The sequence below is a fragment of the Amycolatopsis sp. H20-H5 genome, from assembly GCF_035828755.1.
Taxonomy (GTDB): Bacteria; Actinomycetota; Actinomycetes; order Mycobacteriales; family Pseudonocardiaceae; genus Amycolatopsis.
In genome coordinates this window covers 60979-74435 of sequence record NZ_JAYMZS010000039.1, presented here as the reverse complement: position 1 = coordinate 74435, position 13457 = coordinate 60979, and the positions used below count along the sequence as shown (strand labels likewise).

Below are 13457 nucleotides of genomic sequence, written 5' to 3'. Positions count from 1 at the left end.
GTGACCGTCGTCGCGCACCCGCCGAGCAGGAGGACCGCGGCCAGCGCCGCGGCCCGGCCGCCGAACCCCATCCGAGCCGCTACTTCTTCACGAGCGGGGTCAGCACCTCACGCCCGCCGACGAAGGGCCGCAAGGCCTCCGGGACCCGCACGGACCCGTCTTCGAGCTGGTGGTTCTCCAGGATCGCGACGATCCAGCGGGTGGTCGCCAGCGTCCCGTTGAGGGTCGCGAGGATCTGCGGCTTGCCGTTCTGGTCACGGTGGCGGATGCCGAGGCGGCGGGCCTGGAACGTCGTGCAGTTGGACGTCGAGGTCAGCTCGCGGTAAGCGTCCTGGGTGGGCACCCAGGCCTCGCAGTCGAACTTGCGGTGCGCCGAGACGCCCAGGTCGCCGGTGGCCGTGTCGATCACCCGGTAGGGGACGTCGATCTTGGCGAGCATCTGCTCTTCCCAGCCCAGCAGCCGCTGGTGCTCGGCCTCGGCGTCCTCCGGACGGGTGTAGACGAACATCTCGACCTTGTCGAACTGGTGCACGCGGATGATGCCGCGGGTGTCCTTGCCCGCCGCCCCGGCCTCGCGGCGGTAGCAGGACGACCAGCCCGCGTAGCGCTTCGGGCCGTCCGAGAGGTCGAGGATCTCGTCGGCGTGGAACCCGGCGAGCGGGACCTCCGAGGTGCCGACCAGGAACAGGTCGTCGTCGCGCAGCCGGTAGACCTCGGAATCGTGCGCGCCGAGGAAACCGGTGCCCGCCATGATCTCCGGCCGCACCAGCGACGGGGTGATCATCGGGACGAAGTCGTTCTCCAGCGCCTGCGCGATCGCCATGTTGAGCAGGCCGAGCTGCAGCTGGGCGCCGATGCCGGTGAGGAAGTAGAACCGCGAGCCGGACACCTTGGCGCCGCGCGCCATGTCGACCGCGCCGAAGCTCTCCATGAGCTCCAGGTGGTCCTTCGGCTCGAAGTCGAACTTGGTCGGCTCGCCGACGTGCTTGACCACGGTGAAGTCGTCCTCGCCGCCGACCGGCGCGTCCGGGTGGACGAGGTTCGGCAGCGCCCGGTGCAGCTGGTCGAACTCCTCCGAAGCCTGGTTCTGCTCGACCTCGGCCGCCTTGACCTGGGCGGAGAGGTCCTTGCCGCGGGTGAGCAGCTCCGCCCGCTCCTCACCGGAGGCCTTCGGGATGAGCTTGCTCAGCGCCTTCTGCTCAGCGCGCAGCTTGTCCGCGGCGGCGATCGCGGAGCGGCGACTGGTGTCGAGAGACAGCAGCTTGTCGACCACCCCTTCGTCTTCACCACGAGCGCGCTGTGAGGCACGCACACTTTCCGGGTCATCGCGCAGCGTCCGAGGGTCGATCACGAGAAGAGAGGGTAGTCGCAGGCAACGCACACACTGTGCGGGTGGGCGTCCAGACACCGACAGTCTGATCGTTGTCGGCCTTTTCCCCCGCTACCCATACTGGGCCGACATCCCTGCACGGACGGAGAAAAGCCGATGACCGACGCGGATCTGGTGGCCCGGCACAAGGCGGTACTGCCGTCCTGGATGGCGCTGTACTACGACGAGCCGATCGAGATCGTGCACGCGCAGGACCGCCGCGTCGTCGACAGCGAAGGCCGCAGCTACCTCGACTTCTTCGCCGGGATCCTGACCAACGCGATGGGCTACGACGTCGCCGAGATCAGCGACGCCGTCCGCAAGCAGCTCGACACCGGCATCCTGCACACCTCGACGCTGTACCTGATCCGCTCGCAGGTGGAGCTCGCCGAGCGCATCGCGAAACTGTCGAACATCCCGGACGCGAAGGTGTTCTTCACGAACTCCGGCAGCGAGGCCAACGACACCGCACTGATGCTCGCGAGCCAGTACCGCCGCAGCAACCAGGTGCTGGCGCTGCGCAACTCGTACCACGGCCGGTCGTTCGCGACGGTCGGCATCACCGGCAACCGCGGCTGGTCGACGTCGGCGCTCAGCCCGCTCAAGGTGAGCTACGTGCACGGCGGCTACCGCTACCGCAGCCCGTTCCGCGACCTGTCCGACGCGGCGTACATCGACGCCTGCGTCGCGGACCTGGTCGACGTCCTGCAGACCGGCACCTCCGGCGACGTCGCCTGCATGATCGCCGAGCCGATCCAGGGCGTCGGCGGCTTCAGCTCCCCGCCGGACGGCCTGTTCGCAGCCATGAAGGAAGTCCTCGACTCCTACGGGATCCTGTTCATCTCCGACGAGGTCCAGACCGGCTGGGGCCGCACCGGCGAACACTTCTGGGGCATCGACGCGCACGGCGTGACCCCGGACGCGATGACGTTCGCCAAGGGCCTCGGCAACGGCCTCGCGGTCGGCGGCCTGGTCGCCCGCGGCGACCTGATGGACTGCTTCACGGCCAGCTCGATCTCGACCTTCGGTGGAAACCCGGTTTCCATGGCGGGCGCGACGGCGGTCCTCGACTACATCGCCGACCACGACCTGCAGGCCAACACGGCGGCTCGCGGCGCCGAGCTCCTGACCGGCCTGCGCGCGCTGTCGAACCCGCTGATCGGCGAGGTCCGCGGCAAGGGCCTGATGATCGGCGTCGAGCTGATCGAGCCGGGCGGCACGACCCCCAACGTGCGCGCGGCGGCCCGGATGATGGAGGAGACCAAGGCCCGCGGCCTCCTGATCGGCAAGGGCGGCCTGCACGGCAACGTCGTCCGCATCGCCCCCCCGATGACCCTGACCGCCGACGAGACCCGCGAGGGCCTGGCCATCCTCACGGACGCCCTCGAGGCGACCCACACAGCTCTCGCCTAACGCTCCCGAGTGTCATGAAAGGGTCTTTCCGGACACTTTTTGCCCGGAAAGACCCTTTCATGACACCTACGCGCGGACGAACCGCGCGATGTGCTCGGCGAGCTGGACCCCGGCGTCCTCCTGGAGGAAGTGGCCGGCGTCGGTGATCGTCGGGTGGTCCAGGCCCGCGGCGCCCTTCATCGAGCGGCGCAGGATCGGGGCCATCGGGCCGGTGATCGGGTCCGAGTCGGAGAACGCGCACAGGAACGGGATGTCCAGCTCGGTGAGCGTCTTCCAGGCCGCGCGGTTGGCCTCGGACGCCGGGTCGTCCGGCCTCGTCGGCACCAGCGCGGGCATCGCGCGCGGGCCAGCCTTGTACATCTCGTTCGGGTAGGGGGCGTCGTAGGCGGCGCGCTCGTCCGGCGACAGTTTCATCTTCGTGCCCGACTGCACGAACCGGCCGAGGTCGAGCACCTGGGCGTTCTCCACCGCGTCGTGGAAGGCCCACCACGACGGTGGCATGTCGGCGTCGCCGGTCGGCAGGCCGGTGTTCGCCGCGACCACGCGGGCGAACCGGTCCGGGTTCTCGGCGACCAGGCGCAGCCCGATCAGACCGCCCCAGTCCTGCCCGACGAGCGTGACGTCGTGCAGGTCGAGCGCCTCGAAAGCGAAGGCGCGCAGCCAGGCGACGTGCCGGGCGTAGCTGTGGTCGGCGATGTCACCCGGCTTGTCCGAGCGGCCGAAGCCGACCAGGTCGGGCGCGATCGCGCGCAGCCCGGCCGCGGCCAGCACCGGCAGCATCTTGCGGTAGAGGTACGACCAGGTGGGCTCGCCGTGGAGCAGGAGCACGGGCGGTCCGTCGGCGGGGCCCGCCTCGACGTAACCCACTCTGATCAGCCCGCCGTGCGGGTCGGCGATCTCCGCGTAGCGGGGGTCGAAGTCGAAGTCGGGCAGGTCCGAGAACCGGTCTTCCGGTGTCCTTAGTAGGCGCACCTACCCGACGGTAGTGCTTAGGAGATCCCGACCGCCACCACGAGGCCCAGCGCGATGTGCGCCGCGGCGACCACGATGCTGGCCGGGGCGAACTTCTCGCTCTCGATCGTGGAGCCCACATCGATGCGGGTCGCCCATTCCAGCAGCCGCACGGCCAGCACCTGCACGACGATGCCGACCAGGCCGTAGACCAGCGACGTGATGAGACCCTCAGTCAGGTCGCTCGCCGAGTTGGCGATGGCGACCACCACGATGAACGCCATCGACAGCAGACCGGACGCGGTGACGATCACCGCGTTGGGCAGGCCGCGGGTCACCAGCTGCGCGAGCTTGCCGGGCGTGGTCCAGTCGATCGCCCAGAACCCGGCGAACATCAGCAGCAGGCCGACGACGCCGTAGAGCAGGATCGCGCCGATCCCGCGGACGAGTTCGGAACCGAACGTATCGGACAGCGCAAGGGTGGTCGTCACAGGTTCTCCCAGAGAGTTCGAGCAGCTCGGAGCAGGTCGCGAGTGGATTGTGCCGGATCCCACCGACACTCGCCGACGCGGATGCGATGAACGGACCGTTCAGGGCGGAAAACGCCATAAACGGACCGTTCATCTCACGCTGGGAAAGCTTTGATCACGCCTCGGGGATGCGGTGGGGGACGAACGCGGCCCCGTCGTCGGTCACCAGGCCCGCGGTCTCGCGGATGCCCAGGCCGGCCGCCTGGTCGCCGACGATCCACGCGCCGAGTGCCGGGCGGTAGCCCTGGAACTCGGGCAGTGGGTCGAACGCCTGGTAGACGTAGCCCTCGGCGCCGTAGACGCCGTCGGTCTGGGTCTCGTAGCCGGTGGCGACGATCTGCACGTTCGCGCCCTCGCGGCCGAGCTTCGGCTTGCGGACGTACTCGGTCAGCAGGCCGGGGTCGTCGGCGAACGCGGGCAGCAGGTTGGGGTGCCCTGGGTAGTTCTCCCACAGGACCGCCAGCAGCGTCTTGTTCGACAGGAGCATCTTCCACAGCGGCTCGACCCAGAGGGTCTTCGGCATCGTCTCGATGGCGAACTTGCCGAACTCCTCGTCGACCACCCATTCCCACGGGTAGAGCTTCACCACGGTCGCCATCTGCGCCTCTTCGAGGTCGACGAACCGCTTGAGCACCGGGTCCCAGCCGATCTCCTCGATCGCCAGGCCGACGGTGTCGAGCCCGGCCTCGGCCGCGGTCTCCTGCAGGTACGCCGTGGTGACATGGTCCTCACCGGTCGGATCCGCCGACGACCAGGTGAAGTGCAGCTCGTTCGACGGCAGCTTCTCGCCGATCTCGGCCCAGCGCTCGACCAGCTTTTCGTGGATCGAGTTCCACTGGTCCGACTCGGGGAAGACGTCGGTCTTCCAGTGCCACTGCAGCAGCGACGCCTCGAGCAGCGTCGTCGGGGTGTCGGCGTTGTACTCCAGCATCTTGGCCGGGCCGCTGCCGTCGTAGCGCAGGTCGAACCGGCCGTAGACGTGCGGATCCTGCCGCTTCCACGACTCCGCGATATGCGGCCAGACCCACTCCGGGATGCCGAAGCGCTGGTACTGCTCCGTCGTCACGACGTTGTCGACGGCCTCGAGACACATCGAATGGAGCAGCTCGACGTCCGCCTCGATCGAGAGGATCTCGTCCATCGAGAAGACGTAGTGCACCGACTCGTCCCAGTACGGGCGCGACTTGCCGCGCTCGTCGCGGGCCGGGCTGCCGTAGACAAGCCCCTGCTCTTCGACGATGCGCTGCCAGTCCCGCCTGGGCGCGCTGGAATCCCTGTGCACCTACGAGCCCCCGCTCTTGCCGGTGCCGCCGGTGCCACCGCTGGTCCCGGACTTGCCGCTGGTCCCCGACTTGCCGCTGATGCCGAACCCGCCGCGCTGCACGGAGGTGCCCGATTTGGTGCTGACGTTGGTGCGCGAGGACGGCGCGTCGAACGAGCCGCCGGACACCCGCTGGCCGACGTTGCCGGAACCGCCGTAGTTGTAGCGGTACTGACCGCCGCCAAGGAAGAGCGGCAGGACCCAGAAACCGGTGGACGAGTTGTACTGAGCACCCTGACTGCGGAGGGTGTTCTCGTCGCAGGTCTGGTCGGCCACCACCGTCCCACCGCTGTCCGTGCAGACCGCGGTGACGTCGTTGGTCTTCGCGACGGTGTAGAACGTCGCGATCAGGCCGACGAGGCCGACCGTGACGCCGCTGCCGATGAGGATCTTCCGTTTGGTCGCCGCCTTGCCGCTGGCGACGCGGTCCGCCTCGGCGGCCTCCGCCTCCTCGCGTTCGAGGTCGGCCACGGCCTGACGGCGCGCCCGCTGCTCGGCGACCGAAGGCTGGCGAGCCTGAGTGCCCTCTTCCTGGAACCGCATCGAGCCGCGCTTGGCAGGCTCTTCCGGCGGGCGTTCCCCCTGGTTGTTCTCATCCGTCATAGAGCACTCCGTAATCGGCGTCACCGCGAACCCATGTCCAGACTAGCCACCCGGCACGCGCAGAGTGTGGGCGGCGCGGGCATCATGGAGTGGATGTCTCCCGACGCCGAACGGTTCCGTTCCCCGCTGCAGACGCTGCGCACCAGGCTGGTGATGGCCGGTGTGTTCCTCGGCGCGCTCATCGCGCTCGCCCTCAGCGTGACGTTTTCCTGGAGCGGATCCGCCGAGGGCGGTGCGGGCGGCGGCTCCGGAAAGCTCTCCCCCGCCGCGCAGGAGGCCTTCCATTCCCCGCCCGGCAGCTGCCTGAACTGGAGCAATCCCGACGCGGGCGACGCGCGCAAGATCGACTGCGCGCAGCCGCACCTGTTCGAGGTCAGCAGCATCGTGGATCTCGGCGCCGAGTACCCGGAGGGCGCGCCGAGCCCGTCGACGGAGCAGTGGCAGCAGATCTCGCAGTCGAAGTGCTCGGCCGCTCTCAAGCCGTATCTCGGCCACGAACTCGATCCTTACGGAAAGCTGACGCTCAACCTCCTGCGCCCGACTGCCCCCCAGTGGGCCGACGGCGACCGCCAGCTCCGCTGCGGGCTGCAGTGGGCGGGCCCCGGCGGCAAGCTGCAGCCGACCACCGGCCCGGCGAAGTCGCAGAACCAGTCGCTGGTCTGGGAGCCGGGCACCTGCCTGGCGCTGCTGGGCAAAAGCGTCGGCGACCCGATCGACTGCGCGAAGCCACATGCGTACGAGATCGTCGCCAAACTCGACCTCAAGACGAAGTTCACCGACGGCTACCCCTCCCAGGACGACCAGAAGGCCTGGCTCGACACGGAGTGTTCGAACGCCGTCACCGAGTACACCGGCGGCGCGGATCTCGGCGCGAAGAAGCTGATCCTCACCTGGGACGTGCGCGAACAGGAGAGCTGGGACGCGGGATCGACGCAGGTCAACTGCAAGGTCGCGGCGAAACTGCCGGACGGCTCCGGGCTGGACGCCATCACCGGGAGCCTCAAGGCCGCCCCCGGCACCGGTGGGGACGGGCCACCGGCCGACGGCGGTGGCCGACCGAACCAGTCCGCGCCGCCGAGTGCGCCGAAGACCGGTTCGCCGACGTCGGCGAGCCGGTAACCGCGGATGCCCGTGGAGATGTCGCGGCGCCGGTTCGAGGAACTGGTCTCCGACGCGCTGGACGAGCTCCCGCCGGAGTTCGCCGACGCGATGGACAACGTCGTCGTGCTGGTCGAGGAGCACAACGAGGAGTCGCCGACGATCCTCGGGCTCTACCACGGCATCGCGCTGACCGAGCGCACCTCGGACTACGGCGGGGTGCTGCCCGACCGGATCTCGATCTACCGGGGCCCGCTGCTCGAGATGTGCGGCAGCGAGGAGGAGGTCGTCGAGGAGGTCCTGGTGACGGTCGTGCACGAAGTCGCCCACCACTTCGGCATCGACGACGACCGCCTGCACGAACTCGGCTGGGGCTGAACCCCTACTCCGACGGTCCCTGAAGGCCACCATGACGGCGTAAAACGCCGTCATGGTGGCCTTCAGGGACTTCGGGGCCGAAGCCGGTGGCCGGACAGCTCGTGCTGCCGCGCCCCGGCGGCACGATCTCGGTCGGCGCGATATACAGGAACAGTGAATCCGCTGGCGAAGGTCCTTGACACACTGGCCGACCGGACACTCGTGCCCGGCTACTCCAAAATTGGTTACGAGCTGCGGAAACGGCACTGGCAGCCGCTGCCGGAAGGAGCACTGCGCGGGAAGCGGGCGCTGGTCACCGGGGCGAACTCGGGTCTCGGCAAGGCCACCGCGGCGCGGCTGGCCGAGCTCGGCGCGACGGTGCACCTGGTCGTGCGGGATCTCGGCCGCGGCGAGCAGGCGCGCGAGGAGATCGCCACGCTGCTCCCCAAGGCCGAGCTGCACGTCGACCGCTGCGACCTGTCCGACTACGACAGCGTGCGAAGGTTCGCCGAGGGTTTCCTCGCCGCCCACGACACCGTCGACATCCTGGTGCACAACGCCGGGGCGCTCCCGCCGAAGCGCACCGAGAACGCCTGGGGCGACGAACTCGCGCTGGCGGTCCACGTCCTCGGCCCGTTCCTGCTCACCGGGCTGCTGCTGCCGGGACTGCGCGCGAGCGAGGACGCCCGCGTCGTCTTCGTGTCCTCCGGCGGGATGTACGCGCAAAAGCTGTACGACGGGGATCCGCAGTACCGCGAGGGGAAATACGGGGGCACGGCCGCGTACGCGCGCACCAAGCGCATGCAGGTCGTACTCGCCGGGATGTGGGCCGAGCACCTCGCGGGGGACGGCATCTCGGTGCACAGCATGCATCCCGGCTGGGCCGCCACCCCCGGCGTCACCGACTCGCTGCCCGGATTCGCCAAGCTGATGGGCCCGCTGCTGCGTGACGCCGAACAGGGCGCCGACACCACGGTCTGGCTCGCCGCCTCGGCCGAGGGCGGGCGGACCTCGGGCCGGTTCTGGCACGACCGGACGGCGAGACCGGAGCACTACGTTCCGTGGACCAAGGAATCCGCAGCGCAACGCGAACGCCTGTGGGAATTCTGCAAGGACCGGGTTCAAAATTCCTGATTTCTAACTTGAAGTAACAACGTCACCACATTGGGCTACCTCCTCGGTTAGACTTCGACGCACTGTCGTTGGGCGACTCCGTCTCGTGCTGGGGAGGCACCATGAACGAAGCCCCGGACAGCGGGAAGGACCGAAGACTTCGCTGGTTGCTCGCTTCGAGTGCGGTTTCGAACCTGGGCGACGGCATCGGCAAGGTCGCGTTCCCGCTGCTGGCCACCACGCTGACCCACGATCCGGTGCTGATAGCCGGGCTGTCCGCCACCCAGTTCCTGCCCTGGCTGCTGTTCGCGCTGGTCGCGGGCGCGCTGGTGGACCGGGTCGACCGGCGGCGGGCGATGATCCTCGCCAACTCGGTCCGCGCGCTGGTGGTCGGCGCGCTGGCGGTGCTGATCGCCACCGGCGGGATGACGATCTGGCTGGTCTACGTCGCCGCGTTGCTCATCGGCACCGCGGAGACGGTCGCCGACAGCGCGGCCAACGTGCTGATCCCGGCGGTCGTCGGGCAGACGTCACTCGAAAGTGCGAACAGCAAGCTCCAGGCCACCGAGATCGTCGGGCAGACCTTCCTCGGCGGCCCGGTCGGCAGCCTGACCTTCGCGCTCTTCGCCACGTTCCCGTTCATCCTCAACTCCGTGGGCTTCGCGATCGCGGCCGCCGTACTGCTCGGCCTCTCCGGGAAGTACCGGCCGAAGCCAGAGCCGGGGGCGACCCCGGCCGGAATGCGCGCGGACCTGGCGGACGGGCTGCGCTGGCTGCGTCGCCGCCCGCTGCTGGTGCGCCTCGTCGTCGTCGCGGGTCTGCTCAGCCTGATCAGCGAACTCGCCCAGGCCCAGCTGGTCCTGTACGCGATCGACGACCTCCACCTCAGTAACGCGGCCTTTGGGCTCTTCGCGTTCGTCGGCGGGATCGGCGGGCTGGCCGGGGCCGGTCTCGCGCCGCGGATCGTCCGCGCGACCAGCAGGCGGACGGTGCTGGTCGGCGGGATCGCCTGCTGCGGACTCGGCTTCGGCGGAATGGGCCTGATCGGCTGGGCACCGGCGGGCGCCGTGCTGTTCGGGGTGTTCGCGGCCGCGATCGTCGCGGTGAACGTCGTGCTCGCCACGGCCCGCCACACGCTCGTGCCCGGCGAACTGCTCGGCCGGGTGCTGGGCGTGTGGCGGACGGTGGTCTGGGGCGCGGTGCCGGTCGGCGCCCTGCTCGGCGGCGTGCTGACCGAGGTGCTCGGGTCGTCGAGCCGGACGTTCACGGTGTCCGGCCTGCTGCTGTTCGCGGTGGCCCTGTTCGCGCTGGTCTCGCTCCGGCGGTTCTCGCTCGATGACGAAACGGCCACAGCGGGCCAAGTACTCCATCAGGACCTCTGAAAACACGCTCGTCTGGTGTGGAATGACACATCACCCGGAGCTGGGCGGAGGTCTCGCGATGCGGACACTGGACACCGGACTGCCGGAGGCGGCCGAGCCGCCCTCCCGTCGTCCGCTGGTGGTGACGGCGGTGGCCGGGTTCCTGATCGGCAGCACCGTGCTCGGGCTGTTGTGGGCATTGTCCGGGGTGCACGCGGGCGCGCTGGAGGACGCGAGAGCGGCGTGCGACACCCTGGACAGAGCGGGCACGCTGCCCGACACCACGAGCGACGCGACCGACCGGATCACCACTCCCCGGCTCTCGCCGGAGACGCTGCACCGGGTGACCGCGGCACGGGAACTCGCCGCGGCCGCCGCGGAGACCAACGCGACCTACCAGCCGCTGGCCGATCACATGGACGGCATCAGCCGCATGGTGTTCAGCCTGCATTTCAACGATCTGTCCGGCCAGCGGCACGTGGTGCAGGCCGCTCAGCTCTGCGCTCAGCTGTAGGCGGGGCTCAAGCGCCCTTGTGCAGCGTCTTCACGGTCAGCTGGTTGCCGGGGATCTTGTCGGCGGCGCAGCCGGTGCCCGGCTGGCGGACGAAGTTCGACGCCGTCTCCTGCGGCAGGTAGATCCGCAGCCCGGTCACGTCGGTGGGTTTGCAGGCCGCCGGGTCGAAGTTGCGGACCTGGACGAATCCGACGTCCGTGGCCGCGCTCTGCCCCTTGGCCAGCTTGATCACGTCACCCTTGGTGCCCTCGCGGAACGCCGCGGGCCCGACCTGGTGCCCGTCGGCCCCGGCCACGTACGAGACGCCCGGGAAGCCCTGGATCGTGCATTCGCGCCCGCTGCTGTTGGTGATCACGAGCGAGCGGTAAACGGTGCCTGCGGCCCCTTCACCCCCACGAAGCGCGACCGAGACATCGCCCGCCTTGCAAAGCCCGTTGTCCGGCGGCGCCTGGCTGGGCGGAGACGGCGTCGACGAGCCAGTCGTGCCCGGAGTGGCCGTCGGAGCCGCCGAAGTCGAGGTGGCCGACGGCGCGACCGTCTCCGTACTCGACGCGGGCTGAGCGACAGGCGTGGTCCCACCGCTGCCGCAAGCGGCCAGCAGCAGCACCCCCGCGGCCCCGGCACCAACACCGCCAACACCGCCAACAGACCTGATCTTGCTCCATACCATCGTATTCGCCTCCCTACACTGGGTGACTACTACTCACTGGACGCACGACCCCAGCACAAGGTTGCGCCAATCGCAGCAAACATCCCACCCGCTGAAGACCGACGAAGACCGACCACGCCGGGACTTTGTCACCACAAATACCACCACACCGCAAATTTACAACAACCCACCCAACCCCACCCGTTCAACAAGAACCCGCCCAGACTCGCCCCGCCACAACCCACGCCGTCTCGCCCAAGCCCACCACGAGCCCCAAGACTTCACAGTGTGCGGAACCGCCCAGACTCGCCCCCAACACGCACCACAAAAACCCAACCCCGGCGTGGTCCAGAACCACAGCGTCTCCGCGAGCCCTGCGAGCGGAGACTTCACCGCCGCGCGCCCTCTTTCGCGGCCGCCAGGCCGCCCCAACTCGCGACGGTAGGTCGCCCCCCTTAAAGCAAAAGCCGCACTGACGCTGGGTGCCGGGGCGACCTGGCGGCGCGAGTTTGTGAGCGCGCTGGCCAAAAAACACAGGCTTCTAGCCGCACCTCAGGACTAAACCAAAAGATCACAAAACGTGATCCACCCACCGACTACAGAACCACCCGTCACCCCGGGCTTCAAGCTCGACAACCCCGGTGTTGGGGATAAGCCCGCTGTTGGCCACCTCAGGCCGAACGTTCGAAGCCAGCCACTCAGCCCCCAGCCGAATGGCCCCACCATGGCTCACGAGCACAACAACCCCGTCGGGATCAGCCTGCTCATGTTTGGCCCGCAGCAACCCGACGGCATCCAGCAGCCGAGCCCGAACCTGCGTCCCGGACTCACCCCCGGGAATGGCGACGTTCAGCTCCCCCTCGGTCCAAGCCCGCACGGCTCGCATGTAGACGGCGATGGCTTCACCGCCGGTCTGCCCCTCGAGCTCCCCGGCGTCAACCTCCTTGACCCCATCGACCACCTGAACCTCGACCCCGAACACGGCGGCCAGCGGAGCAGCGGTCTGCTGGGCCCGAACAGCCTGCGACGCGTAGACACCGGCAACGGGCTCGCGAGCCAGCCGCTGGGCGAGTTCACGAGCCTGCTCAAGCCCCAGGTCGGTCAGCGGCGGCCCGGGAAGGGCGGTATCGAGCGCCCCCCGGACATTCCCAGCGGTCTGACCATGTCGAACGAGCAGCAGTCTCACGCGATCTCCCCCTTGCGCACGGCGGCGAGCCAGTCAGCGGCCGCCTCGAACTCACGGTTCCCGGCCCCGGGCTGAATGGTCGCAGGCAGCGCATCGGCCCGAGGATGGGAACCAAGAAACCGCAAGCTGTCACATCGGCGGCTCAAAGCGGCGAGCGCGTCGCCGATCCTGGGCTCGGCGACATGCCCCTCGAAGTCGATGAAGAACCGATACTCCCCGAAGTTGTGCCTGGTCGGCCGCGCGTCGAGCTTGGTCAGGTTGATCCCGCGGAAAGCCAGCTCGGTGAGCAGCTCAGCGAGTGTGCCAGTCCGGTTGGCGGTGACGGCGACGATGGAGGTCCGATCGGCGCCGGTCGGCTCTGGCACCTCGCCGGGCAGCTTGACCAGCAGAAACCGGGTCTGCGCATCGCGGACGTCGGCGACCTCGGTGGCGAGCTCCCGCAGCGGATAGTGCTCGACGGCGACCGGGGCGGTCACCGCGGCGTCGAACTGACCGGCCTGGACACCGACGGCGGCCGCGGCGGTGGACGAGGACGCGACCGGCTTGGCGTCGGGCAGGTTGGCTTCCAGCCAGTGCCGGACCTGCGCCAGCGCGTGCGGGTGGCTCGCGACCGAGCGGATCTCGCCCGTGTCATGCCTGGTCAGCACGCTGAAGTGGACCGGGAGCACAGCCTCCGCGACGGCCACGATGGGTTCCGCGTCGCTGAGGCTGTCGAGCGTCGGGGTGACGGCGCCCTCGACGGAGTTCTCGATGGGGACGCAGGCCGCGTCGACCTCGCCCCCGCGGACCATGGCAAGCGCCCGCGGGACGGTTTCCGCCGGGACGAGCTCGTCGTCGGCCGCGGCGAAACTGCGCGCGGCCTGTTCGGTGAAGGTTCCCTGGGGGCCGAAATAAGCGATCCGTGACACGTTGTGAAGGCTACGGGGAAGGCTACGCAGTCAGTGCCGGGGTCGTCCGGTGGGGACTTTCACTCGGACAGCCGGTAGGCAAAC

General features: G+C 69.2%; 14 protein-coding genes and 1 pseudogene. 7 read left to right on the top strand and 8 right to left on the bottom strand.

The window, feature by feature from the left end; all coding sequences use genetic code 11:
• Positions 1–79 precede the first annotated feature (79 nt).
• Positions 80–1351 (bottom strand): serine--tRNA ligase, encoded by a 1272-nt coding sequence (gene serS / locus QMK34_RS22210; protein ID WP_326416123.1) that lies wholly within the window; start codon positions 1349–1351, stop codon positions 80–82.
• A 135-nt stretch (positions 1352–1486) separates the two neighbouring features.
• On the opposite strand from serS, the gene QMK34_RS22205 reads away from it, so the two are divergent.
• Positions 1487–2782 (top strand): aspartate aminotransferase family protein, encoded by a 1296-nt coding sequence (locus QMK34_RS22205; protein WP_326416122.1) that lies wholly within the window; start codon positions 1487–1489, stop codon positions 2780–2782.
• A 66-nt stretch (positions 2783–2848) separates the two neighbouring features.
• Here the strand turns inward: QMK34_RS22205 and QMK34_RS22200 are convergent, their stop codons facing one another.
• From QMK34_RS22200 to QMK34_RS22185, 4 genes are all read right to left on the bottom strand, one after another.
• On the bottom strand, positions 2849–3754 hold the full coding sequence (locus tag QMK34_RS22200) for a haloalkane dehalogenase (protein WP_326416121.1): 906 nt from the start codon (positions 3752–3754) through the stop codon (positions 2849–2851).
• A gap of 17 nt (positions 3755–3771) precedes the next feature.
• Positions 3772–4224, bottom strand: a complete 453-nt coding sequence (locus QMK34_RS22195; protein WP_326416120.1) for a DUF350 domain-containing protein — start codon at positions 4222–4224, stop codon at positions 3772–3774.
• Positions 4225–4378: 154 nt separating this feature from the next.
• On the bottom strand, positions 4379–5545 hold the full coding sequence (locus QMK34_RS22190) for a glutathionylspermidine synthase family protein (RefSeq protein WP_326416119.1): 1167 nt from the start codon (positions 5543–5545) through the stop codon (positions 4379–4381).
• The gene (locus tag QMK34_RS22185; protein WP_326416118.1) at positions 5546–6187 is read right to left on the bottom strand and encodes a hypothetical protein; all 642 of its coding nucleotides are present in this window, start codon (positions 6185–6187) and stop codon (positions 5546–5548) included.
• Between the two features lie 93 nt (positions 6188–6280).
• On the opposite strand from QMK34_RS22185, the gene QMK34_RS22180 reads away from it, so the two are divergent.
• From QMK34_RS22180 to QMK34_RS22160, 5 genes are all read left to right on the top strand, one after another.
• Positions 6281–7306: a septum formation family protein gene (locus QMK34_RS22180; RefSeq protein ID WP_326416127.1), complete on the top strand. Its 1026-nt coding sequence runs from the start codon at positions 6281–6283 to the stop codon at positions 7304–7306.
• Positions 7307–7312: 6 nt separating this feature from the next.
• Entirely contained in the window at positions 7313–7663 is a 351-nt protein-coding gene (locus tag QMK34_RS22175) for a metallopeptidase family protein (protein ID WP_326416117.1), read from the top strand.
• A gap of 153 nt (positions 7664–7816) precedes the next feature.
• A complete protein-coding gene (locus QMK34_RS22170) occupies positions 7817–8776 on the top strand; it encodes an SDR family NAD(P)-dependent oxidoreductase (protein ID WP_326416116.1) in 960 nt (319 codons plus the stop codon).
• A 101-nt stretch (positions 8777–8877) separates the two neighbouring features.
• Complete coding sequence (locus tag QMK34_RS22165; protein WP_326416115.1) at positions 8878–10137, top strand: MFS transporter; 1260 nt, start codon at positions 8878–8880, stop codon at positions 10135–10137.
• A gap of 58 nt (positions 10138–10195) precedes the next feature.
• Positions 10196–10630, top strand: coding sequence for a hypothetical protein (locus QMK34_RS22160; protein ID WP_326416114.1), 435 nt, complete (start codon positions 10196–10198; stop codon positions 10628–10630).
• 7 nt (positions 10631–10637) lie between these two features.
• Here the strand turns inward: QMK34_RS22160 and QMK34_RS22155 are convergent.
• Positions 10638–10997 (bottom strand): annotated as a pseudogene (locus QMK34_RS22155) (DUF4232 domain-containing protein); the annotation flags it as partial.
• A 55-nt stretch (positions 10998–11052) separates the two neighbouring features.
• Here QMK34_RS22155 and QMK34_RS22150 point away from each other — a divergent pair.
• Positions 11053–11190, top strand: a complete 138-nt coding sequence (locus QMK34_RS22150) for a hypothetical protein (RefSeq protein WP_326416128.1) — start codon at positions 11053–11055, stop codon at positions 11188–11190.
• A gap of 660 nt (positions 11191–11850) precedes the next feature.
• On the opposite strand, the gene QMK34_RS22145 is transcribed toward QMK34_RS22150, so the two are convergent.
• Complete coding sequence (locus QMK34_RS22145; protein WP_326416113.1) at positions 11851–12465, bottom strand: histidine phosphatase family protein; 615 nt, start codon at positions 12463–12465, stop codon at positions 11851–11853.
• Positions 12462–13373: a prephenate dehydratase gene (gene pheA, locus QMK34_RS22140; RefSeq protein ID WP_326416112.1), complete on the bottom strand. Its 912-nt coding sequence runs from the start codon at positions 13371–13373 to the stop codon at positions 12462–12464. The genes QMK34_RS22145 and pheA overlap by 4 nt, the downstream gene beginning before the upstream one ends.
• Positions 13374–13457: the final 84 nt, after the last annotated feature.